Genomic DNA, 23,750 nt, shown 5'->3' on the forward strand with positions numbered 1-23,750 from the left:
GATGACTCGTTATGACGCTTACCGCGCACTCATGCGCATGGACAAACCAATTGGCACGTGGTTATTGCTGTGGCCAACGTTTTGGGCATTATTAGTAGCCGGCTCAGGAGACCCTTCCGTGCGTCTTGTCGCCGTATTTGCGGCTGGGGTTTTTCTTATGCGTTCAGCGGGTTGTGTGATCAACGACTTCGCCGATCGCAAGCTAGACGGGCATGTTAGTCGCACACAAGACCGACCGCTTGCGACTGGCGCCGTGACTGCTGCCGAAGCGCTGGTGCTCTTTTTGGTCTTAGTGTCACTGGCATTTATCTTAGTACTCACACTCAACGTACTGACCATTATGCTCAGCTTCGTTGCGGTTGCACTCGCCATTATTTATCCATTCGCCAAACGCTTTACCCACTTGCCGCAAATTTTCCTCGGTGCCGCCTTTAGTATGGCTATTCCCATGGCATTTGCGGCCCAGGCGTGGAGTTTGCCGCTAGTTTGCTGGTTGTTGTTTGGCGCTAACTTAGCATGGACCATCGCCTACGACACCGAATATGCCATGGTCGACCGCGACGACGACTTGCGTGTCGGCATCAAATCAACAGCGATTCTTTTTGGTAAGTATGACGTCGCTATCATTGGCTTGTTACAGCTGGCAACGCTTGGCTTGCTGGCCATCGTGGGTTGGCTGATCAATGGCGCGTTGGTGTATTGGTTGGCATTACTCGTTGCGGCAGGACTGTTTATTTGGCAGTTATGGATGATCCGCAATCGCCAAACCGACGCATCATTCCGAGCATTTCGCCAGAATCATTACGTCGGTATGGTGATTACTATCGGTATTGCTTTACATTATTGGTTGCCGGCACCATTAGGTATGGCTTAATTTTCGCCTAATAGATGCTGCACTGACTGCCGAATCGTTTGTTGGACTTGGCTACCAAGTAAATCTTCGACTTCATCGCTCAATTGGCCTGTTGCCGACTGAGCGGTGTAAGTGCCCTCTTCCGTGACGTGAATATAGCCTTCTTCTTTTAGCACACCGACCAAGGTCGAGAATATCCGTTTGTCGTAAAACTCCGGGGCATCAATGCCATGACGAGCGCCAATCCGTGCGGCAACTTTCTCACTCAATTGCTCGAGATCTGCGCGCGACAAATTCTGAGCCTGTTGCAATAGATCGAGTACAATCGCATAGCGAATGAGTGTTTCCTCCGCTGCATTCGAGAGCAGCGTTAATTGCACATAGCCTGGCTCGCTGCGCGGCACCAATGCATAACCCTCGGCCGCTGCAGTCAGCCATTGCTGGCGACAGAACTCTTCACATAGAGCCCGCACCCACAGATCAACGTCTTGGACATCGCGATTAAGGAACAACTCCGCCTCAATCATCGGGTACAAACGTGTAATAAACTCACTTGCTTGCTCGACACTAAATGAACGTCCTCGGCGGGCAAAACGCGCCAGCAAAGCAGGAACAATATATAAATGTAGAATGTTATTGCGGTAATACGTAAGGGTTACCGCTTGCACCTGGTCGACACTCACCACAGTTCCAGCGCCGGTTTCCGTAATCGCGAGCTTTTCCATTTTTACCAAGTGCTCCCACATGTCTGCCGCCGGCCATTCGGGCACTTGGATGTCTTGGCTATAGGGTACTTCACGCTGCAGCGCTAAATAAGCTTGAATTTGCGCAAGAAGCTCTTCCCGGTTCAAGGTATGCCGCTCTGCACTCAGTAGTGCCAATGCAGTTAAGTTAATACTGTTCAGAGCCGCACCATCGTTTACTCGGCGCATTAAAACGTCCGCTAAAGTATTCACCACTGGCGTCATCCAGCGCGGTTTCGCTGGCTCCTCAACACCGCTGGTCACCGAGTCGCGCCAATTTGATTGCGCGCGGTCAAGGTAGTCGGATAATCGCAACGGCTCGCCAAAGGTTACATAGCCGTGACCAAAATTGCGCAGTTTACGAACCATGCTGAACACTTGGAACACCGACTCTTTCTTCTTCGCTTGACCTTTGAGTTCGCCATGGTAAGTACTCACTTCCATGACATGCTCATAACCCAAATACACCGGTACAAATGTAACCGGCCGAGTCACACCGCGCAGCTGACTCTGTAAGGTCATCGCCAGCATGCCGGTTTTTGGTGGTAAAAGACGACCGGTACGGCTGCGACCACCTTCCATAAAGTATTCAACTGCGTAACCTTTCTGGAACAAACGGGTTAAGTACTCACGGAAAACCGTCGAATAGAGCTTGTTACCGCGGAAGCTGCGGCGTAAAAAGAACGCGCCACCACGTCGAAATAAGGTTCCGACTGGGAAGAAATTCAAGTTAACGCCAGCAGCAATGTGAGGCGGTACCAAGCCCTCTTTGTAGATCACAAAGCTTAATAACAAGTAGTCCATGTGGCTGCGATGACACGGCACATAGACAATCTCGTGGCCGTCCTGCGCTAACTTGCGGATGGTGTCGCTATTTTTAACAGTGATGCCGTTATAGAGCTTAGTCCATAGCCAGGTAAACAAATGATCTGCGAAACGCACTAGGCCTTCGCGGTAATCCGCTGCAATTTCGTTCAGATAAGATCTTGCACGTTTCTCTGCCTGCTCAGGCGAGATCTTTTTGCTTCGCGCTTCTTCCTGAATAGCCTGGCGAATAGCTGGATTCACCAATAAATCGCGAATCATTTCTTCCCGACTCAATAGCTTTGGACCCGCTACCGCATACCGCAAGCGGGCAAAATGGGTTCGCGCAACCCGGGTTAGTTTGTGCGCTAATGCTTGGTCAGACGCATGACTTTCCGCCATGGTGCGTAAGCTCACTGGTGGTGATACACGGGCTAAAATATTGCGACCACTAAACATGACCAACCAAAACTTGCGCCACTTGCCCGGCACTTCGATATCCGCGGTCATGGTGCGCCCTTCATTATGCTCACGACCGGGCTCGCGCCCCCAAAATAGGGCAACCGGATGCATGTGCACATTGTAATTGGCGTGTTGTTGATGCAGTTTCATCAACTCAACAAACGCTTCCTGTGGCGTTTGTGCGAGTCGATGTTTTGGATCTTCTAAATAGAGGACCCGGTCGAAACTTTTGCCATTGATGACTAACGGCTGCGTCGGGTCCGGTAAACCCAGCTCGAGTGCCGTGTTCCGCGCCACCACTAAGTCGGTCGCCGACGGCGCTTTCATCACGTAAACAACGTGATCTGGCGCGCTCGGACTGCCCTCATAGGGATCCGCAATCGCCTTAAAGCGTGTCATCTTAGTAATTGGCCAACGCAAAATTTTATACAGCAACGACGTTGTTTTCATGCACAGCAAACCTGTTCTTTACTTGGGGTCGATAATGGTCGTTAGAATAACACTTTTCTGCTTTTGTTGCGCTGTTAACAAAAATTAAGCAAAAAAAGTTGCATGACCAAAAATACTGTATATACTCACAGCATACTGTATAAATAAACAGGTGAACTTATGAAGCCGCTTACTACGCGTCAACAACAAATTCTTGATTTAGTCCGCGATACCATCGACGCGACCGGAATGCCTCCGACTCGTGCCGAAATCTCGGAGCGTCTTGGGTTTCGTTCTGCGAATGCCGCCGAGCAGCATTTGCGCGCATTAGCAAAGAAAGGCGTCATTCAGATGATTCCTGGAATGTCTCGCGGCATTCGCTTATTACAGGAAGAACAAGAACGCGCACCAGAAGGTCTGCCACTCATAGGTCAAGTTGCCGCGGGTGAACCGATTTTGGCGCAACAACATATTGAAAGCCACTACCAAGTCGACCAATCCATGTTCCATCCTCATGCTGATTTCCTCCTGCGAGTGCAGGGCATGAGTATGCGTGACATTGGCATTCTCGATGGCGATTTGTTAGCGGTGCACAAAACCAAAGAAGCTCGGAACGGACAGATTGTAGTCGCCCGTGTCGATGACGATGTTACCGTAAAACGCTTTGAACGCCGAGGCAACATGGTGCTTTTGCACCCTGAGAATGAAGAGTTTTCAATCATTCAAGTTGACCTAACTCAGCAATATATGACCATCGAAGGGTTAGCTGTCGGCGTCATTCGCAATGGAGGCTGGTTATGAACTACTCAACTTTAACACGGCGATTCGCTCACCCTGGTATTTGGGGTCACGAAACCATCAATGACAGCAATGTGCGCGAACACAATTTATACCAACAACTTTGGGTCACATTGAGCACAATGCGCAAGCGTGATGATCAATGGGTGACGGTCATTGGTAAGGCGCCAAAAACCCTCATTGCTCAATTAATCGCCGCTGGCATTCGTCCAGACCGAATTCGACGTGTAAATACAAGTGATCAGACCACTGCCCTTTGGGCAACTGAGCAAGCATTACTGATAAATAATAGTCAGCTTGTTATTGCCTGGTTAAAACCTTGCGAAGGGCGTGAACGTCAACGTTTACAGCTTGCAGCTAAGGCCAGCCAAGCCATCAGCTTTATTTTCAATCAAAGCCAATATCCTAGCGCTGTTCATTAATTACCCACTCCACACCCCGTCACAGGGGTACCCCGGGGGTATTGTTAAAAATACCCCCTTTTTTATTAACATTTTTGGTGTTATTTTGATCCCCATCAATGTATTTGCTGCAACGCGATGCTGTTCTATGGGTCGTGCCCGGTATTTTGAATCCAACCTCAAACCGTGCATTCCGTCATAGATTCGTCTCAGCGACTTGATATACCTAACAAATAAAAACGACATCGTAATAATAAAAACAAAGGGTTAGGCAAGACTGAGATTTTTGGGGAAAAGCTGTTCCTTTCTTGCTGACCTCTTTGTTCTTTTTGACACAACGCGCGCCCCCTGCTGTTGTGGGAAAAAGACTAAGAGGAGAAGTCGAGTGAATGTAAGACTAACGCGCCTATTGCTTGCGTTGTCCGCGCTGAGTGTGTCAGCAACGGCCAGTGCCGAGCAGAGCCTGCAGTTAAATCTTACCCGTGGTGTCACAAATATCAGTAATAAAGTATATGACCTTCATATGCTTGTTTTTTATATTTGTCTCGCCATTGGGGTTATCGTCTTCGGTGCAATGTTCTGGTCGATTTTGCGCCACCGGAAAAGTCGCGGCGTTAAGCCAGCGACATTCCACGATAACGTCAAGGTTGAAATTGCATGGACCATTATTCCATTTTTAATCCTGTTTGCGATGGCAGTACCAGCGACCATCACCTTGATTAAAATGGACGATACGTCAGACTCAGATATCAGTGTACTTGTGACCGGCTCGCAATGGCGCTGGCATTACAGCTATTTAGAGTATGACGTGGAATATCAGAGCATCATGGCCACGCCGCGCGAGCAAATTTATGGCCGGTTGCCACAAACCGAAAACTATCTCTTAGAAGTTGACCGTCCTCTGGTGATTCCAACCGGCAAAAAGGTGCGTTTCTTAATTACCTCTGACGATGTTATCCATTCATGGTGGGTACCAGAATTCGCAGTGAAGAAAGACGCCAACCCAGGCTATATCAATGAAGCCTGGACCCGTGTTGATGAGCCGGGCATTTATCGTGGCCAGTGTGCTGAGCTGTGTGGTCGTGACCATGCATTCATGCCAGTTGTGGTCATCGCGAAAGAGCCAGCCGACTTTGAAGCTTGGATTCGTGGCGAAGAAGAGCGCTTACGCACTGCTCGCGAAGAAGAGCAACGTTTACTCTCGATGCAAATGAGCATGGACGAGTTAATGGAGCTTGGTCAGCAAACTTACATGGCGCAGTGCGCTGCCTGTCACCAACCGAACGGCCAAGGTATTCCTGGGGTGTTCCCTGGTTTAGCTGGCGTTGGTGTTTCAGTTGGCGACCAGCAAGCCCACATCGATGTGGTTGTGAATGGTGCACGCGGAACTGCAATGCAAGCGTATCGAAATACGCTGAGCATGCGCGAACTTGCTGCCGTTATTACCTACGAGCGTAATGCTTGGGGCAATAACACGGGCGACATGGTTCAAGCCGCTGACATTCACCATTTCATCCAAGGTAATCAATAGGGGGCTTCGCTATGTCTACGATTGTAACTGATACCCATAGCGCCCACGACGCGCACGACCATCACGATCACCATCCAAAAGGGATCAAGCGTTGGTTGTTTACGACAAACCACAAAGACATCGGCACCATGTACTTATGGTTCAGCTTGATTATGTTCTTTGTGGGCGGCTCCATGGCGCTGATGATTCGCGCTGAATTGTTCCAGCCCGGCATGCAAATTGTTGACCCGCACTTCTTTAACCAAATGACCACGATGCACGGTGTCATCATGGTATTCGGTGCGGTTATGCCGGCATTCGTTGGTTTAGCAAACTGGATGATCCCGATGATGATCGGGGCACCGGATATGGCCCTACCACGGATGAACAACTGGTCGTTCTGGATCCTGCCATTCGCATTCCTGATCATGCTGTCATCTTTCTTCATGCCAGGTGGAGCACCAGCCTTCGGTTGGACTTTCTACGCACCACTGTCAACCACCTACAGTACCGATTCAACGGCACTGTTCGTGTTCAGTATGCACATCATGGGGATGTCATCGATTATGGGGGCGATTAACGTCATCGTCACCATCATGAACATGCGCGCTCCAGGTATGTCTTACATGAAGATGCCACTGTTCGTCTGGACATGGTTCATTACTGCATTTTTGCTCATTGCGGTTATGCCAGTTCTAGCCGGTGTTGTGACCATGGTTCTAACCGATAAATACTTCGGCACTGCGTTTTTCGATGCGGCTGGTGGTGGTGATCCGGTCTTGTTCCAGCATTTGTTCTGGTTCTTCGGTCACCCTGAAGTGTACATCATGATCCTACCGTCATTCGGTATTGTCTCGGCCATTATTCCTGCGTTTGCACGTAAACCACTCTTTGGTTACGCCTCAATGGTTTACGCCACTGCTGCAATCGCTGGTTTATCGTTCTTGGTTTGGGCACACCACATGTTCACAACCGGTATGCCGACATTCGCTTCGCTGTTTTTCATGTATATGACCATGTTAATTGCCGTCCCCACCGGGGTGAAGGTCTTTAACTGGGTCAGTACCATGTGGCGTGGCGCCATGACCTTTGAAACGCCGATGCTATTCTCACTGGCATTTGTCGTGTTGTTCACCATTGGTGGCTTCTCCGGCATTATGTTGGCGATTACACCGGTGGATTACCAGTACCACGACACCTACTTCGTTGTCGCTCACTTCCATTACGTCTTGGTAAGTGGTGCGGTGTTCTCGATTATGGCTGCGGCGTACTACTGGTTACCGAAATGGTCTGGCGTAATGTACGACACTTTCCTCAGTAAACTGCATTTCTGGTGCTCACTGATTTCGGTCAATATCCTGTTCTTCCCGATGCACTTCGTCGGCTTAGCAGGTATGCCACGCCGAATTCCAGACTATGCACTGCAGTTCGCTGACATCAACGCAATTGTCAGTGTTGGTGGTTTCCTGTTCGGGTTTTCGCAGCTCATTTTCCTTGCCGTTTGTATTAAATGCGCATTGAAAAAAGGCGAACCCGCACCAGCGAAGCCATGGGAAGGTGCCGAAGGTCTCGAGTGGACAGTGCCGTCGCCGGCGCCATACCACACCTTCGATGTACCGCCAGTAATTAAGTAAGGAGTAACGTGAAATGAGCGAAACTCCGGAACAAAAGCCACAGCGCCAAGATAACAGTCGGGTGATTACTCGGCTGTTAGGCTCGGTGATCATCATGTTTGCTTTTGGCTTTGCCCTTGTGCCTCTGTATGAAAAGTTTTGTGAAATTACAGGGTTCAATGGCCGCACCAGTAATACGGCGGCAACAGCTAATTATGGCATGGAAGTCGATCAAACGCGGGTGGTCACGGTTGAGTTTCATACTCGTGTTAGCCGTGGAATTCCTTGGGAATTCCAACCAGAGGTTCGGTCAATTCGTGTGCATCCGGGCGAAGTGAAAGTGGTGAATTTTTATGTCGAAAACCGTACGGGTAAGGATGTGGTTGCACAAGCCTTACCGTCGGTTTCACCGGGTGAGGCATCGTTGTACTTAAACAAAACCGAGTGTTTTTGTTTTGAGCAACAACCGTTAGCTGCAGGCGAACGCGCGGTCATGCCAATGCAGTTTTACCTTGACCCAGATTTACCGGCACACATTCACCGCTTTACGTTGTCTTATATGATGTATGACCTAACTGACCAAGTGCGCGTTACAACAACCGCAAGTCGGTCAGAGTGAGGGAATTTCAATGAGTACAGAAAATCATAATCCACAAAAGTACTATGTTCCTGACCAAAGTATATGGCCTTTGGTCGGTGCCATCGCCTTAGGCCTTATTGCCTTTGGTGCCGGCCATTACACCATCGAGTGGTCTAAGCAGGAAGCTGGTTTCGGCCATTACTTCTTAGGCGCTGGCTTACTCGTGATGGTCGTCATGTTAGTTGGTTGGTTTGGCGACCAAATTCGCGAGTCACGGGCCGGTCTTTATAACGAACAACTTGGTCGTTCGTATAAGCAAGGCATGAGCTGGTTTATCTTCTCCGAAGTCATGTTTTTCATGGCGTTTTTCGGCGCCCTCTTCTATGCCCGCATGATCGCGGTGCCATGGTTAGGCGGAGCCAGCAATAACGAGATGACCGGGCAAATTTTATGGCCAGGTTTTGAAGCCATTTGGCCATTAACGACAACACCTGACGGCACAACCACCCAAGCCATGGGTTGGTTCGGTCTACCGCTGATTAACACCGTTATTCTTGTGATTTCATCGGTTACCTTGCACTTTGCCCACGTTGGCTTAGAGGAAGGGAAACGCCAGAAGCTTAAAGTTTGGTTGCTGATCACTATCGCACTAGGCTTAATCTTCTTAGGCTTACAAGGCTACGAGTATGTTCACGCCTACCGCGACCTTGGTTTGACCCTCGATTCAGGAATTTACGGTAATACCTTCTTCATGCTCACCGGTTTCCACGGCTTACACGTGACACTTGGTGCGATCATGATGATTGTCATGGCGGGGCGCGTCTTCGCAGGACACTTCACCAAGAACGATCAATTTGCCTTCCAAGCAACCGCTTGGTACTGGCACTTTGTTGACGTTGTTTGGTTGTGTTTGTTTGTGTTTGTTTACGTACTGTAAGAGAAAAGAGCGCCCCTGCTCAGTAGGGGCGCTGATTTAACGTGGTGACATCAAACACGAGAGCGAGAATGATGAATAGAATCACCACAGCAGAAAATAAAACCCGTTTCCCAATGTAATGTGACATGGGGGGTGCGTCAGGATCGTTCTTCAACGCACTAAATAGCCCGCGAAATAAGTTCGCGATGATATAAAGCAGTAACGCGACGAGTAGTATTTTGAGAATTACGTTTAACACGGCAGGTCCTCAGAAGTTGTTATGACAGTCCTTCGCCTTGGTTCATTATTATTTCGCCTCCATCCTGGAGCGCTCCTTATTACTTTGCTTGCGATTGCAATCTTGGTCAAGCTTGGTTTTTGGCAAATTGACCGTGGTCAAGAAAAACAACAGATCATCGACCGTCATGAACAAGCCGAAATTTACACCGAGTTAAATCCCGTAACGCTAACCGAGCTGGCTCAAGCCGCCGATAGTGAAATTGAATTCCAAGGTCGTATCCAGCAACAACCCGTATTTCTCGTTGATAATCAAATTCACCAAGGCCGCAGCGGTTACCATGTTCTCGTACTTGTGCGGCCGAACCAAGTCAGTGACTGGCTCGTACCCGTCAACCTCGGTTGGGTACCGGCCGACTTTGATCGTTCGGTACTACCGACCATCGAGCTACCCGAAAACGAAGTCACCATTCAAGGCCGTATTCGTGTGCCAGCCGCACAGCCATTCATGTTACAAGCGCAAGACTTTCAGGGGCTCGAAACTACTGATGTACATCGCATTCAATATCCGGAACTCGATAAGCTCGGTAGTGAACTTACCGCGCTGTTGGATGCACCGCTTGCACAATTCATCGTACTGCAAGAACCACAAGCTGAGCTTGGCTATGTGCGTGACTGGCCAATAGTCGTCATGCCGCCACACCGTCACTACGCCTATGCACTGCAATGGTTTGGCTTAGCCTTAGCGGCTTTTATTGTCTTTGTGTTTGCCAGCCGCGAACGCTCAGGGTCACTTCCGCAGAAAAACAAGAATAAGGAAACGCAATGAAAAAGCCCCTCACACCGGAACAGCAAAAGCGTCGCAATCGCCGTGTATTACTCACGGTTGCTGCCATTTTTGTTCTTCCTCTCGCTGCCGCCCAATTGGTTTTGAAAATGGGCTGGTATGAACCGGGCGTCAGCAACAAAGGTAATTTGGTCAGCCCAGAGATTCAGTTGACCGAAAGCAGTAACGCATTGCTGCCGAATAAATGGCGGATAGCCTATGTTGTGCCCGCTGAGTGCCAAGAACAATGTGGCAACGCTCTCTATGTTGCCAGTCAGTTGTATCACGCACTCGGAAAGCAGCAGGACCGCGTCCGTCCGGTTGGTATTCAAGGTAGCCAAAGCGCCACACAGCTACCGACACTGCCAGCTGACTCCAATTTACAGTATGTGCTCGACGATACTCTGAATGCAGAGCTCCGTGCTTTACCGGAGCACAGTTTGTTTATTATCGACCCGGTTGGCAACGTTGTTTTGTGGTACGCCACGAGTGACGATCGCCAAGCAACGATTTTGCAAGGCCGAGATTTACTGAGTGATTTGCAAAAACTACTCAAATTGTCGCGAGTAGGTTAAGTTAAAACGTCGTAAGCGTTTGCAAGAATAAGGATAAAAACAATGATGCAGCGTTATGTGAAAATTGCTTTAGGTTTGGTCATTGTGGTGATTATTTTGGGTGCATACACCCGCCTCACTGACGCCGGCTTGGGCTGCCCTGATTGGCCCGGTTGTTATGGTTTTTTAACTGTCCCGCATAGCGAAACTCGCGTTGAGACCGCAGAAATGCGCTTCCCTGAGCGTCCGGTTGAGCACTTTAAAGCGTGGAATGAAATGATTCACCGCTACGCAGCGGGCATTTTAGGTATTCTGGTTCTTGTTATTGCGGTAACAGCGGTCCAGCGCCGCCGTCGCATTGGTGCGGGCAAACCACTGAAATTACCACTAGCGCTTCTGGTTCTAATTATTTTCCAAGCGGCGTTAGGTATGTGGACTGTCACCATGAACCTGCAACCTGTAATAGTCATGATGCACCTGCTCGGTGGCTTTTCAACATTCTGTTTGTTGGCACTGTTGTATTTGCGCGAGTCTCAACCCACTTTAGCGACAGAACCAAAACTAAGATCCTTGCAACCGCTTGCTATTTTGACCTTACTTGTCGTGGTTGGCCAAATCGCTTTGGGTGGCTGGGTTGCCGCAAACTATGCAGCGCTCGCCTGTACCAACCTCCCCATTTGTGAAGGTAACTGGCTGGAGCGCCTCGATATTGCAGGTGCATTCTCGGTGCCTGAAGCAGAAGACTATGAGTTTGGCGTGCATAGCTACGCGGAACGCATGACCATGCATGTGTTTCACCGCATTGGCGCAATTGTCGTGATGGCCGTTATGGGCTTATTGCTGCTAAAACTTTGGTTAGGTGCAACGAGCCAATGGTTCAAACGTTTAACCTTTGTGTTAACGTTCTTACTTGTTTTACAGGTCGCTCTCGGCATTACCAATGTCGTTGCTAGCTTACCGCTAGCCGTTGCCGTCGCTCATAACGCGGTCGGGGCACTGATGCTCGTCGGATTGGTTGCACTCAACTATGCTTTATTCAAAATAAAAAGAAAGGAGGTCAGCCATGGCTAATCAAGTCGCGCTAACCCAACGCGCCAGCTGGCGTGAATATCTCGAGCTAACCAAACCGCGTGTGGTTGCTTTATTACTCCTTACTGCCCTGGTCGGTATGGCACTCGCAACACCTACTTGGGTGGCAGCGGAAATTCTTATTCCTGCCATGGTCGGGATTGGATTAATGGCGTCTTCGGCAGCTGCTGTGAATCATCTTGTCGACCGCCATATCGATGCGAAAATGGCGCGTACTTTGCGCCGTCCATTGCCCACAGGTGCGCTTTCTCCGCGCAAAGTACTGACCTTCGCCATGGTCATTGGAATTCTTGGCTACATTGTCCTTGAGCTCTTCGTCAACCGAATTACGGCAGTACTCACACTTGCAAGTTTAGTGGGCTATGCGGTGATCTACACTATGTATCTGAAGCGAGCAACACCACAAAATATCGTGATTGGTGGCCTAGCAGGTGCAGCACCACCTTTATTGGGGTGGACGGCCGTTACTGGCGAGATTCATGCCTTCCCCTTGCTGTTAGTCATGATTGTTTTTACATGGACGCCACCGCATTTTTGGGCACTGGCTGTGCATCGTGCCAAGGACTACGCGAAAGCAGAGATTCCAATGTTACCCGTCACCCATGGTATAGCATTTACCAAAACCTGTATTTTGCTATACACGATTCTCTTGACGGCAGTGTGTGTTCTGCCCTACTTAGTAGGCATGAGCGGCTGGTTGTATCTTGCCGGCGTCAGCGTTTTGAATCTCATTTTCCTCGGCTACGCTTGGAAACTGAAATATCGCCCAGAAAAACTGACTGCTTGGAAGATGTTTAAGTTTTCCATTTGGCATTTAATGTTGTTATTTATTTTATTATTGGCCGATCACTACATGCTCTAATGCGGGGCTGTTACCGAATCATGGGAGTTGTTTACCAATGAATATGCGTACCATTTTAGCCCTAGCTGCAGTTGCCGTCCTTGGTGTCGTTGCTTACCTAGCCGTGACTCATGTAGGCGAGCCGGAATTATCATCAAGCCGTATTTACGACCAACCGCGAACCATTGAGCCTTTTCAGCTGCAAGGTAGCGACGGCGCTGACGTTACGAATACCGCTTTGCAAGGTCAGTGGACATTGCTGTTCACCGGTTACACATTTTGCCCGGACATTTGTCCTACTACCATGGCTAACTTAAAGGCGCGATGGGAACAGCTAAGCAGTGCAACGGATTTTCCAGTGCAGGTTTGGATGATTAGTGTCGACCCGCAACGGGATGACGTGGACCGGCTAAATATGTACGTAAACTTCTTTGGTGAGGGCTTCTACGGGGTGCGCGCTGAACATCGTGACTTGTATCCATTTGTGCGCAATATCGGCCTGATGTATTCGATTCCCGATGAAGGCGAAACCAACTATCTGGTCAATCACAGTGCAGCGGTTATTCTCGTCGACCCGAATGGTCATCAACACGCCATTTTCCGTCCGTCGCATGAAATCGGTGAATTAGCGGTGGTTAATCCCAATGACCTCGCCAGTGATTTCAGCAAAATCGTGCGCTACTTAGAACACGTGTATCGCTATTGATAAGCGATACACGTGCCGTTCATGTTATCTCTTGTAACCAACGCGGTTACTACCAAGCATTAATCAGACATTAATCAGGCATTAATCGAGCAGCGACAACATAAACGCGTACTCTTCAGCGCGTTCACGTAAGGCCGAGAAACGACCTGAGCTGCCACCATGCCCTGCTGTCATATTGGTGCGAAATAGCAGCACATTATCGTCGGTCTTTAGGTGCCGTAAACGAGCCACCCATTTCGCCGGTTCGAAATATTGCACTTGCGAATCATGTAAACCGGTCGTGACTAATATCGCTGGATAGTCCATCGCAGCGACATTGTCATAAGGTGAATATGACAACATATAGTCGTAATACTCTTGTTCTTTGGGGTTGCCCCACTCGTCAAACTCGTTGGTCGTCAGCGGAATACTCTCGTCCAACATAGTCGTGACAACATCGACAAACGGCACTGCTGCGTGCAAACCCAAATAGCGTTCGGGCGCCATATTCGCTACCGCACCAATCAGCAACCCACCGGCACTGCCACCGCCCGCAATCACTTTGTCTGCATGCGCATAGCCTTCATTCACAAGGTGGTCAGTCACATCGATAAAGTCTGTGAAGGTATTCTTTTTATTCAGCAACTTACCGTCTTCGTACCAGTGCCGTCCCATCTCTTGGCCACCACGAATGTGCGCGATGGCATAAACGAAGCCGCGGTCCACCAAAGACAACACCGAGCTATTGAAGAACGGGTCCATGCTACTGCCGTAGCTACCATAAGCATATTGATACAAAGGCGCTTGGCCATTAGCGACGAAGTCACGGTGATGCAATAGCGTTACCGGAATTTGGCTACCATCGCGCGCCGTTGCCCAAGTGCGCTTGGTGACATACTGGCTAGCATCATAGTTAGGTACTTCAGTCGCCTTTAAGATCGACTGCTCGCCGGTGGTCATATCGTACGCGTAGGTCACCATCGGCGTGGTTAATGAACTATACATGTAGCGTAAGGTGTTAGTGAATTGGTCGATATTCCATTCAAACCGCATCATATATGCGTCTTCATTTGCCGCAATAAAACGAGGGTTTTCGAAATCATCCCATGGCAATAACCGAATGCGCAAAAGGCCATTACTGCGCTCGTTAATCGCCAAATAGTTCGAGAAAACTAAGTAGCTATTGATAAACACATCGTCGTCATGTGGCACCAGCGGTTGCCAACGCGCCTTGTCGCCAATGTGCTCGTGCGCAACTTGCATCAACTGAAAATTAGGAGCTTCATAATCGGTACGAATAATCCATCGCCCATCAATATGCTCGGCGCCATAAAGTAGTCCACGCTCACGTGGGGCGATGACTTGAAACTCACCATCCGGGTTGTGAGCGTCTAACACCCATCGTTCACTGCTTACTGTTGCCGATAGATAAATTTGTACGAACTGTAGGTCGGTACTATTACCAACGTACAAATAAAACGTGTTATCTAGTTCTTCGTAGACCACTTCGGCCTGCTCCGCGGGCTGACCCAAACGGTGTTTGAGGACACGAGTGGAAAGTAAAGTCACCGGGTCATTTTCAACCACAAACAGAGTTTTGTTGTCTTGCGCCCAAGCGACTGACTGTGACAAACCGGTTAAGCGATCGGGAAGATCTTCGCCGCTATGCAAGTCACGAATTCGCAACTCGTACTGACGTCGACCTGTGGTATCAACAAAGTAAGCGACGTAACGATAATCTGGACTATACGTCAGGTTAGTCACCGACATAAACGCATGGCCCTCAGCGAGTTCGTTGACATCCAGAATCGTTTCGACAGTGCCTTCGTCGTCTTCACGTACGAAAATCGGATACTGCTTGCCTTCAGCGAAACGACTGTAATACCAATAATCACCGCGATGCAGCGGCGTGCTGGAGTCGTCTTGATTGATCCGACTGAGCATTTCACCCTCGAGATCGTCAATCAGGTTTTCGTACTGATTCGCATAAGCGCGATAGTACGCATTCTCAGCTTCGAGATACGCCAATACCTCAGGTGCAGCACGATCATCATCACGCAGCCAATAATAAGGGTCGTTGCGATTGCCGTGTGGTGATTCAACGAGATAATCCACTCGTTTTGCCACCGGTGGCTGCAAGGTTGTATGAGATGGTTCTGGTCGTGGCCCCCAACCGCAGCCGACGATTAAAATTAACGTTAAGAGGGTAGTACTAAATAGGCGTATTAAGTGAGTCATCGGTCAAGCTCCATATAGACGATGACTCACTATAGTTTAAGTCGCTGATAGCGCCAATAACTTACCGCAATTAATCCGGCCAACTGCCATTTTCGTCAGGGCGAATCCACTGCACTGAATACCAATAGAAACGGCCGGGCTTACTCATGCTTGGCACGGTGCAGTTGTAGCGTTGTCGGCCAATCCCAATCGGCTCGTCGGCCTGCACTGAAAAGGTTTGCTCGTCATGCCATTCAGGTGCATGGGGTTGACTGCGAATAAAGCAATTGAGCTGTTGCCGACGAATGTCGGACATATCAAGCGTGAGCTTCAACACTGGCTGGGTTTCATCATGTGCTAGCAGGGTGTCATTGATGTGCGTTTCGAGCACTGGCATCCCTAAGGCCGCCATTTTCGTACCCAGTGTCCGTAAGTTTGCGTACATACCAGCAGCAGCAAAGCGAGGAATCGCTCGAAAGTCACTATGTTTACTGAAACCACCCGAATGTTGACCAAAGCCAATAAACCCTAGTTCAGCCACTAAGTCCGCAAGAATATTGTCATATTCGCCATACGGATAGGCAAACAGCTTATAGCTGACACCGACTTCTTCTTTAATTTTTGCTTCAGCAGCGAGAATATTTTCGCGTGCTCGCGCTAGCCAGGCTTCTTCGGAAGCAAAGTCCGCGCGCCGCGGCATATGTGCGTGATCGAGCGAGTGATTCGCAATCACCACTCCGTCCTCGTGCAACTCACGAATTTGCTCCCAACTCATGTACTGGCCGGGTGTTTGTCCAATCGGATCGGTGGTAACAAACAAGGTCCAAGGCACATCGAATTCTTTCAGGATCGGCCAACCATTGGTGTAAATGTTTTGGTAGGCATCATCGAATGTAATCACAACCGATTTTTCTGGCAGGCTCTGTTTGCCTTGCATGGCCGCAATCGCGTCGCGAATATCGACCACGGTGAAATCGTTGTCTCGCAAGTACGTTAAATGCTCGCGGAGTTCATCCGCAGTTACACTGGTAACCCGCGGTGTGCGGTCACTGACATGGTGGTACAGTAAGATCGAGGCATGACTGTCCTCTTGCGCCTCGCTAACAGACGGTGTAAAAAACAACATTGCTGCTGCCATTAGCCCCGCAACAAGGGTTAACGCGCCTAATTTCATCCAAACCTCCGGAGTTGTTTTCATGTCTAAGCCTTGCTCCGAGCACTCGTTAAATAATCATGCACCGCTTACCTGGCATGAACATCGCAAGGTCTTTCTCATCGCCCTGCCAATGATGGTGTCGAACATCGCAGCACCATTATTGGGGCTGGTCGATACCGCTATCATAGGGCATTTGCCCGAGGCTATCTACCTCAGTGCTGTCGCGACTGGGGCTATGGTGATTAGCTTTCTTTACCTGCTCGCTATCTTTTTGCGTATGTCGACAACGGGCCTCATGGCGCAAGCCTTTGGCGCAAAAAGCCTAGTGAATCAGCGCACAGTTCTGTTGCAAGCGGCTTCGCTCGCGGCTGTTCTCGGCGTGCTGATGATTATGTTGCAACCGGTCGTTGTCTGGGTGATGCAAACCTTAGTCGCCATGGAAGGAGAATTCCAAAGGTTAGCGACCGCCTACGTCCAGATTAGGATTTTTGGAGCCCCTACGGCACTGTTAAATCTCGTGGTGCTTGGCGTCTTGCTTGGTCGCCAACAGGCTGGCAAGGCGATGTTCCTAGTCATTTTCACCAATGTCGTGAACGTGATCGGCACGGTTATTCTCGTGCTTATTCTCGATTACCACGTGTACGGTGCCGCTATTTCCACCCTGATCGCCGAGTGGGCAACCTGTTTTCTCGGACTTTATTGGCTGCAGAGCGCATTCAAACTACGTTGGTCTATGTTTCAACGCTTGCGGCCACAACAATTTGTTCCCCTCTTCAAAATGAATCGGGATATTTTTGTTCGTTCACTGCTGCTACACGCCTGCATTGCGACCATGACTATCGGTGGCAGTTATCTCGGCGCTGATATTATCGCGGCCAATGCAGTTCTGATGCAGTTCCTCATTCTCATCTCCCTCGGCCTTGACGGCATCGCCTATGCTGTGGAAGCGTTAGTTGGCGAAGCCAAAGGCGCTCGGAAGCCGCAGCAGGTTCAACGCTGGTTACGAGCCTGCCTATTTTGGTCTGGCTTATTCGCGGTTCTCTACAGCCTCGTGTTTTGGCTTTTTGGCGAGCAGATCATTGGCTTAATCACCAACATTGAAAGCTTGCGAGAAACCGCTCAGACCTATTTGCCTTGGCTTATCGTCCTGCCCTTAGTCGCCCATTGGAGCTATTTTTATGACGGCGTGTTTATTGGCTTAACCGCTAGCAGAGCCATGCGCAATACCATGGCTTTTGCCGCCTTGGCCGTATTCTTCCCGCTGACGATTTCAACTTACTGGCTGGGTAACCATGGTTTATGGTTGGCGTTAAGTGCGTTTTTATTAGCACGTGGTGTGGCGCAATGGTGGTGGCTGAAAAAAAGCCCCGTCTATGTAGACGGGGCCGAGGATGACAACTGCAAAATGTCGAGGGAGTAAAGTGGTTTATTCTTCAACGACGAAGTCGTCTAGAAGAATCAACTGCGGTGGTAAGCCACCCGCGGTTGCGTCTACAGCCACAGCAGTGTAGATACCACCACCTAGCAAGTTCAGTAAGATAGGACCGATAGCCGCATCTTTCGTACCTGCTAAAGTCACAGTGACATAGTACTCACCAGGCAACAGAGCAACGTTACCTGTCGCTTGTAAATCGCTAGCGTCAAAATCGACACCACCAAATGCTGGTTCAGCTTCACTGATATCGTCAGTTGCAGTCACATAAATGTCGACTGGACCGGCTGCTGGTGAAGCGTGAACAATGCGCACGATTGCTTCAGTGGTAATACGACGGTTTACATCAACCAAAACGGCTGGTGAAATTCCGTCACCGCCTAGTTCACCAACTGCTAGCACTGTGTACTGTGCCGCATTAGCAAGTTCAAGGTCTGCATCAATAACGGTCACGTCAGTACCTGCCGCATTCACCTTGATGTTGTACTCACCTGCCGGGACGTTCAAGTAATCTGAGAATGCTAAGAACGGTACTTCTGTTAAGACTGCATCGTCATTCACTAACACATCGACCGCTGGTGCATCCGCAACTGCGTGTACGACCCGGGCGTCAGCACCAGCGTCAACCGAGTGGAGGACTGCAGAGCCTTCACCATCAGCTACTAATAAGGCAATCGGACGGTTTGCGCTATTCGCACCAACACTTGGCGTGGCGGTCACAAACAAGTCAGCGCCCGCTGGGAAGGTAACTTCACCTGAGTCGAACACCACCGCATCGGCATCACCGGCAACCGTGATACGGATTTGATAGTCGCCTGCAGCCACTTCAACTTGGCCGGTATAATCTTGATAAGACAAGGTTGCTGCTGGCTGCTCTGCGCTCAGGTCAGCATCGAATGCAGTCAAATAGACGTCGACAGTGAGGTCAACCGGTACACCATGCAACACTTGCAGACGTGCATTACCGCTACCAATGTCTGCGATTGGATTCGCAACAATGAACGGCTCTAGCGTTTCATCGTCAACACGACCTAATGCGAAAACGTCATAACGCGTGTCTGCTTCTAGGTCGAGTGATAATGGGCCAATCACGGTTGCCGTACTGCCGTCCGCGAGAATCGCGTCAACACCTACTTCATAGGTACCTTCGTCAACAACTGCGAGACCTGATGAAACTTGGTAGTCAACATTCTCTAGGAAATTACCGCCATTCACAGTAATATTAACCGCAGGTGCGTCAGCAGAAGCGTGATGCACACGTAATTCAAACTCGCCGACTGGCGGTGGCGGTGGTGGTGGGCTCGGTGGATTTGGGTCGAGCTGCGTTGGACTACTAGAACTATTACACGCTGCCAATAGCAGAGTTGCTAAGGAAGCGCCTACTAATTTTGTGGTTCTGTTCATTGTAAATTCCTCATTAGGGTTGTCAGCAACGATCTTTTACGAGGGGGTTCAAGAACAGGATCACAAAATTTTCACATCGTGAACAACGGAGGTCACAATGAAACAGGCACTGATGTTGTTTTTTGGTGGCGCTGCCCTGCTCCTCCTTGTTCTCAGTCTTATTGAGCCAATTCAGAAAGCCTTTAATCCAGACCTGTCGATGCAAACACCACTCAGCGATTCAGTTGTTGTGCGGACTGATTTTGATGTAAAAGAAGAGATTGAGGTCGTCGAAGTCGCAGAAGCAAACGACGAATTGATAAGCGGTAAGGAACGAATACTCGTTTTACTTGAAAGCGAGCCAGCACTAGGCGAGATCATCGAAGAGAATATTCAGCTGATTGGTCAGATTGAACATCACACCGCTTTTCAGCATCATCAAGCCATTCTAAAGCTCATTCAAGAAGCAGAGAATGTGCAGCCAATTTCGGTGGTCTGTACTGGCCTCGTCTGTAATTTAGCAATTTATGCCAATAGCGCAGAACGAGCAGCTGAATTCAGTCAAAAACTTATTCAACCTAGTCCACAGCTACCCATTGAGAGTGCGGAAGTGCGACCGTTCAAAGAAGAAGAGCACAATCTTGTTCATATTGTGCTCTTTATGCAGGCGCCAGCTCAACGCTAGTCAGCTAGCGGTAACAAGCGTGAGCTTGCTTTAATAATAAGAGTGCTCACCACGCATGTGATCAGTAATATCACGCACGCCGTTCAGTTCGCCCGGAAACGACTCTAGCAATTGCTTTTCAATGCCGTCCTTCAAGGTCACGTCAACCATCGAACAGCCGTTACAACCGCCGCCGAACTGCAGAATCGCAACTCCGTCGTCGGTGATTTCTGAAATCATCACGTTGCCGCCATGACCGGCTAACTGCGGATTAATTTGCGACTGAATGACGTAGTCAACGCGCTCGATTAAAGGCGCGTCATCGGCTACTTTTGGCGCTTTTGCGTTTGGTGCTTTCAGCGTCAACTGTGAACCGAGCTCTTGCTGAATGTAGTCAATTTCTGCGTCTTGCAAAAACGGCGCGCTCTCATTGTCCACGACTGCAGAGAAGCCTTCGAAAGGCAATAATTGATCGTTTTCTTCAACAGCATCAGGTGGACAATAAGACACACCACATTCCGCATTCGGCCGGCCCGGGTTAACCACGAACACTCGAATGTTTGTGCCTGTTTCTTGTTTGCTCAACAAGTCACGAAAATGCGCTTGGGCTGATTCGGAAATGGTAATCATACGTCTCTCACCTTTATACCTGAGTATTTCACTAGGGTTTATTCTATCGCATCTGGATGGCATTGCATAGTAACTCTCTTGGTAAATCATGTTGAATTTGTTAGCTTGAAGCCACAAATTCACAGGAGTTATACTGCATGTCTACATCTATCACTCGCTATGTCCGTCGCTTTACAGCGGCTGTGGTTGCAGTGGCTGGGCTTTCATCCGCCGCCGTCGCTGTTGACCTCGATTATTATTTACCGACCAATGTGACATTCGACCCAAGCATCCCTAAACCTGCTGAAGTGCTCGGCTATGAAGTGGGCGAGTGGCATGCACGTCCAGAGCAAATCCATCGTTACTTAGAAATCCTCGCCGAGCGCTCGGACCGCATGACCCTCACCGTGAATGGCCATTCTCACGAGCGCCGCCCGATGCTGTTATTGAAAGTGAGTGCGCCAGAAAATCAAAGCCGCTTAGAAGAGATGCGCCAGCAGCACCTCGCCGTCTCAGACCCGAGCCAAAACGTCAATGCAAAAGAAGCGCCTTTAGTCATTTACATGGGCTATAGCGTGCACGGCGACGAACCATCAGGCTCAAACGCAGCGATTTTGACTGCCTATTATTTGGCGGCTGCGCAAGGCGACGAAATTGAACAATGGCTCGATAATACGGTTATTTTGCTCGACCCTATGTATAACCCAGACGGTTTGTCACGCTTTGCAACTTGGGTGAACCAATACAAGAGCATGACACCAAGTGCCGATCGCCAGCACCGTGAACATCAGCAAGACTGGTTACGAGGCCGTCAGAATCATTATTGGTTTGACTTAAACCGCGACTGGTTGTTGCTCCAACACCCTGAGTCGCATGCGCGAATTCAAGCTTATCAAGACTGGATGCCAAACGTCTTAACGGACCACCATGAAATGGGCACCGATTCGACCTACTTCTTCCAGCCGGGTATCCCGTCGCGGAAAAACCCGCTAACTCCAGACGAGAACGTGCGTTTAACCGAGCGCCTTGCTGAATACCATGCCGAGGCATTGGACGAGATTCACAGCCTGTATTACACCGAAGAGTCATTCGATGACTTCTACTATGGCAAAGGCTCAAGCTACCCAGATGCGCAAGGTACCATTGCGATCCTGTTTGAGCAGGCTTCGTCGCGCGGTCACTTACAAGAGTCTATCAATGGTGACGTGTCGTTCCCGTTCACCATTCGTAACCAATTTGTCACGTCGTTGTCGACCATTCGCGGTGCAGTTGCAGAGCGTGAGTGGTTACTGGATTTCCAACAACGCTTCTTTAAAGAAAACCTCGAGCTAGCCGCGAAAGAGAATTTTGACGGCTATTTATTGCGGGAAAGTGACGAAGGTCGTATGCATGAGTTGTTACGCATCATGCGCATGCACAATTTAAAAGCGTATCCGGTCACTGAAACGTTTACAGTTAATAACCAAACTTATCGCCCTGGTGAAGCCTATTACGTGCCCATTCGTCAGCGTAATTACCGCTTATTGAAAGGCGTATTCAGTACTCAACAAGACTTCCCAGACAATACCTTCTACGACGTATCGGCTTGGACCTTGCCACATGCGTTTAATGTCGAGTTCAGCGAAGTTCGTCACAACCGTCGTTTCCGCGTGAGCGACCAAGCATGGCAAGAGCCGGAAACCTTCCAAGCAAACCAACTCGGTGATACGCGCGTTGGCTACGTGTTTAGCTGGGAGCCACAGTTCGCTCCGCGCTTGCTCAGCCACCTTTTACAAAATGATGTTCATGCCCGTTTAGCGGCAGAAGAAATGACAATTACCACCCCAAATGGAGAGCAAACCTTCAAACACGGTAGTGTAATTGTCACGCGCGCTTATCAAACGCGTCCATGGTCTGAAGTACAAGCGTTACTTGCAGAGCATGCTGACAGTAACCGTGTGCGCGTACATACCTTAACCAGTGGCTTAACGCCAACCACAGGTATGGACATTGGCAGTCGCAGTATTGACCCAGCGTCGATGCCAGCTGTGATGATTGTGATTGGTGACGGCGTGAACCTGCAAGAAGCCGGTGAAGCTTGGTATTACCTTGACCGTGACGTTAATCTGCCGGTGACATTAATCGAAACACAGCGCCTTGATCGCGTCGATATTGACCGCTACACCCACATTATTTTGGTGGATGGTCATTACCGTACGATTAGCGACCGTTTCCGCAATCAGCTGCAGCAGTGGGTGCGTCGTGGTGGTACCTTAATTGGTCAGAAAGGTGGCGCACGCTGGATGGCAAGCAACAACTTATTAGGCGCTCAAGTGGTTAGCCAAGACGAGTTCCAAGCTAAGTTTCCAACGGAAGGCCTGACCTATGCGGATCGTGACCATTACTTCGGCCAGCAGCGTTTAGCCGGTGCCATTTTTAGCACAAATCTCGACCTTAGCCATCCGTTAGCGGTCGGTTATTCGCGTGCAGCGCTACCTGTGTTTAAAAACAGCACCATGGCTTTCGTGACCAACAGCAGTCCGTTTGTTGATGTTGCACGTTATGCCGAAGACCCTGTGTTAGCTGGCTTTACCTCGCAAGGTAACCGTGAGGTGTTAAGTGAGCGCAGTAACATTGTCGCTCATCGCCTAGGTTCTGGTCGCGTGGTTGGGTTTGCTGATAACGTGAACTTCCGCAGTTTCTTCTGGGGCACGAATAAGCTCATGGCCAACGCGATTTTCTGGTCGCAGTATGCATTAGGCACTGCTGCTGGCGAAGAAGAAGAGGAAGAAGACGACGATGCGCATGCCCACTAACTATGCCCACTAACTAAGCCCACTAACTTAAGTTAGTTGCGAAAACAACGTTAGATACGTATGCCCCGCACCTTGCTGCGGGGCTTTTTTTGACCCGCGTTGGACTTGGCACGCACCATAGCGGCGGTAAAGTCTGCAACTTTAGTCGAATTT

Annotated in this window: 21 protein-coding genes; 15 read left to right on the forward strand and 6 right to left on the reverse strand. The window is 49.6% G+C overall.

The annotated features are described in order from the left end of the window. The first annotated feature begins 1 nt into the window (after position 1). Positions 2-874 (forward strand): 4-hydroxybenzoate octaprenyltransferase, encoded by an 873-nt coding sequence (gene ubiA, locus CWE06_RS04535; RefSeq protein ID WP_126791632.1) that lies wholly within the window; start codon positions 2-4, stop codon positions 872-874. Here the strand turns inward: ubiA and plsB are convergent. Beyond that, positions 871-3,312: a glycerol-3-phosphate 1-O-acyltransferase PlsB gene (gene plsB / locus CWE06_RS04540; protein ID WP_126791634.1), complete on the reverse strand. Its 2,442-nt coding sequence runs from the start codon at positions 3,310-3,312 to the stop codon at positions 871-873. The genes ubiA and plsB overlap by 4 nt on opposite strands. 159 nt (positions 3,313-3,471) lie before the next feature. Between plsB and lexA the strand changes: the two genes are divergently transcribed. The 6 genes from lexA (at position 3,472) to CWE06_RS04570 (ending at position 9,130) form a co-directional block, all read left to right on the forward strand. Further along, a complete protein-coding gene (lexA, locus tag CWE06_RS04545) occupies positions 3,472-4,092 on the forward strand; it encodes a transcriptional repressor LexA (protein ID WP_126791636.1) in 621 nt (206 codons plus the stop codon). Then, positions 4,089-4,511, forward strand: a complete 423-nt coding sequence (locus CWE06_RS04550) for a hypothetical protein (protein WP_126791638.1) — start codon at positions 4,089-4,091, stop codon at positions 4,509-4,511. The genes lexA and CWE06_RS04550 overlap by 4 nt, the downstream gene beginning before the upstream one ends. Positions 4,512-4,899: 388 nt before the next feature. After that, positions 4,900-6,021 (forward strand): cytochrome c oxidase subunit II, encoded by a 1,122-nt coding sequence (gene coxB / locus CWE06_RS04555; protein WP_241972491.1) that lies wholly within the window; start codon positions 4,900-4,902, stop codon positions 6,019-6,021. Positions 6,022-6,032: 11 nt separating this feature from the next. Beyond that, positions 6,033-7,634 carry a cytochrome c oxidase subunit I gene (gene ctaD, locus CWE06_RS04560; RefSeq protein WP_126791641.1) on the forward strand — a complete coding sequence of 534 codons (1,602 nt, stop codon included), beginning with the start codon at positions 6,033-6,035 and terminating at the stop codon, positions 7,632-7,634. A gap of 13 nt (positions 7,635-7,647) precedes the next feature. Beyond that, positions 7,648-8,232 (forward strand): cytochrome c oxidase assembly protein, encoded by a 585-nt coding sequence (locus CWE06_RS04565; protein ID WP_126791643.1) that lies wholly within the window; start codon positions 7,648-7,650, stop codon positions 8,230-8,232. A 10-nt stretch (positions 8,233-8,242) separates the two neighbouring features. Then, positions 8,243-9,130 (forward strand): cytochrome c oxidase subunit 3, encoded by an 888-nt coding sequence (locus CWE06_RS04570; protein WP_126791645.1) that lies wholly within the window; start codon positions 8,243-8,245, stop codon positions 9,128-9,130. A gap of 19 nt (positions 9,131-9,149) precedes the next feature. On the opposite strand, the gene CWE06_RS04575 is transcribed toward CWE06_RS04570, so the two are convergent. Then, positions 9,150-9,368 (reverse strand): DUF2909 domain-containing protein, encoded by a 219-nt coding sequence (locus tag CWE06_RS04575; protein ID WP_126791647.1) that lies wholly within the window; start codon positions 9,366-9,368, stop codon positions 9,150-9,152. 21 nt (positions 9,369-9,389) lie between these two features. Between CWE06_RS04575 and CWE06_RS04580 the strand changes: the two genes are divergently transcribed. The 5 genes from CWE06_RS04580 to CWE06_RS04600 are packed head-to-tail and all read left to right on the forward strand — an operon-like array spanning position 9,390 to position 13,362. Further along, the gene (locus CWE06_RS04580; protein ID WP_126791649.1) at positions 9,390-10,175 is read left to right on the forward strand and encodes an SURF1 family protein; all 786 of its coding nucleotides are present in this window, start codon (positions 9,390-9,392) and stop codon (positions 10,173-10,175) included. Beyond that, positions 10,172-10,747, forward strand: a complete 576-nt coding sequence (locus tag CWE06_RS04585) for a hypothetical protein (protein ID WP_126791651.1) — start codon at positions 10,172-10,174, stop codon at positions 10,745-10,747. The genes CWE06_RS04580 and CWE06_RS04585 overlap by 4 nt, the downstream gene beginning before the upstream one ends. Before the next feature lie 45 nt (positions 10,748-10,792). Continuing rightward, positions 10,793-11,797, forward strand: a complete 1,005-nt coding sequence (locus tag CWE06_RS04590; protein WP_126792026.1) for a COX15/CtaA family protein — start codon at positions 10,793-10,795, stop codon at positions 11,795-11,797. Then, on the forward strand, positions 11,790-12,677 hold the full coding sequence (gene cyoE / locus CWE06_RS04595) for a heme o synthase (protein ID WP_126791653.1): 888 nt from the start codon (positions 11,790-11,792) through the stop codon (positions 12,675-12,677). The genes CWE06_RS04590 and cyoE overlap by 8 nt, the downstream gene beginning before the upstream one ends. A 37-nt stretch (positions 12,678-12,714) precedes the next feature. Beyond that, a complete protein-coding gene (locus tag CWE06_RS04600; protein ID WP_241972480.1) occupies positions 12,715-13,362 on the forward strand; it encodes an SCO family protein in 648 nt (215 codons plus the stop codon). Between the two features lie 81 nt (positions 13,363-13,443). On the opposite strand, the gene CWE06_RS04605 is transcribed toward CWE06_RS04600, so the two are convergent. Both CWE06_RS04605 and CWE06_RS04610 read right to left on the reverse strand, forming a co-directional pair. Then, positions 13,444-15,579 carry a S9 family peptidase gene (locus CWE06_RS04605; RefSeq protein ID WP_126791655.1) on the reverse strand — a complete coding sequence of 712 codons (2,136 nt, stop codon included), beginning with the start codon at positions 15,577-15,579 and terminating at the stop codon, positions 13,444-13,446. 70 nt (positions 15,580-15,649) lie between these two features. Next, entirely contained in the window at positions 15,650-16,756 is a 1,107-nt protein-coding gene (locus tag CWE06_RS04610) for a polysaccharide deacetylase family protein (RefSeq protein ID WP_126791657.1), read from the reverse strand. On the opposite strand from CWE06_RS04610, the gene CWE06_RS04615 reads away from it, so the two are divergent. Then, positions 16,755-18,134 carry an MATE family efflux transporter gene (locus CWE06_RS04615; RefSeq protein ID WP_126791659.1) on the forward strand — a complete coding sequence of 460 codons (1,380 nt, stop codon included), beginning with the start codon at positions 16,755-16,757 and terminating at the stop codon, positions 18,132-18,134. The two genes, CWE06_RS04610 and CWE06_RS04615, sit on opposite strands and share 2 nt — an antisense overlap. Positions 18,135-18,140: 6 nt before the next feature. Here CWE06_RS04615 and CWE06_RS04620 read toward each other — a convergent pair whose 3' ends face one another. Beyond that, positions 18,141-19,550 carry a DUF4397 domain-containing protein gene (locus tag CWE06_RS04620; RefSeq protein ID WP_126791661.1) on the reverse strand — a complete coding sequence of 470 codons (1,410 nt, stop codon included), beginning with the start codon at positions 19,548-19,550 and terminating at the stop codon, positions 18,141-18,143. Between the two features lie 97 nt (positions 19,551-19,647). Here CWE06_RS04620 and CWE06_RS04625 point away from each other — a divergent pair, with 97 nt between their 5' ends. Next, positions 19,648-20,214, forward strand: coding sequence for a hypothetical protein (locus CWE06_RS04625; protein ID WP_126791663.1), 567 nt, complete (start codon positions 19,648-19,650; stop codon positions 20,212-20,214). Positions 20,215-20,244: 30 nt separating this feature from the next. On the opposite strand, the gene nfuA is transcribed toward CWE06_RS04625, so the two are convergent. Beyond that, the gene (gene nfuA / locus CWE06_RS04630) at positions 20,245-20,823 is read right to left on the reverse strand and encodes a Fe-S biogenesis protein NfuA (protein WP_126791664.1); all 579 of its coding nucleotides are present in this window, start codon (positions 20,821-20,823) and stop codon (positions 20,245-20,247) included. A gap of 137 nt (positions 20,824-20,960) precedes the next feature. On the opposite strand from nfuA, the gene CWE06_RS04635 reads away from it, so the two are divergent. Then, the gene (locus tag CWE06_RS04635) at positions 20,961-23,597 is read left to right on the forward strand and encodes a M14 family metallopeptidase (RefSeq protein WP_126791666.1); all 2,637 of its coding nucleotides are present in this window, start codon (positions 20,961-20,963) and stop codon (positions 23,595-23,597) included. The last annotated feature ends 153 nt before the right edge of the window (positions 23,598-23,750 follow it).

This window comes from Aliidiomarina haloalkalitolerans, assembly GCF_003987315.1.
Taxonomy (GTDB): Bacteria; Pseudomonadota; Gammaproteobacteria; order Enterobacterales; family Alteromonadaceae; genus Aliidiomarina; species Aliidiomarina haloalkalitolerans.